This is a genomic window from Caballeronia sp. INDeC2, assembly GCF_023631325.1.
Taxonomy (GTDB): domain Bacteria; phylum Pseudomonadota; class Gammaproteobacteria; order Burkholderiales; family Burkholderiaceae; genus Caballeronia.
Genome location: NZ_JALQDG010000078.1, coordinates 1 through 253 on the forward strand (window position 1 = coordinate 1; position 253 = coordinate 253).

The 253-nt window shown below is 65.6% G+C and carries 1 protein-coding gene; it reads left to right on the top strand.

All coding sequences use genetic code 11. The annotated features are described in order from the left end of the window. Positions 1 to 68: 68 nt before the first annotated feature. On the top strand, positions 69 to 253 hold a 185-nt coding region (locus tag NCS28_RS33130; RefSeq protein WP_250517981.1), incomplete at its 3' end, for a hypothetical protein.

Sequence of the window (253 nt, forward strand, 5' to 3'; positions counted from 1 at the left end):
ACGTGATCCCGTGCGGGCACGGATATTCCTGCCTGGGATTTGACGTTTGCGAGCGATGGACCACGGCCTTGACGCTGGAACTGTCCGCCCTGGGCGAGAGCATTCCGCCACCGGAGCCGGCCGGCACCTTGGCCCGTTACGCGCAATATCCGGCACTCCGCGATCTGGCCTTTGCCCGCCACATGCGGACGGGGTGGCGTTCCCAAACAGCACTCACCCCGGCTCTTGTCCCTTACGAGGGCCAGCGGGTTGA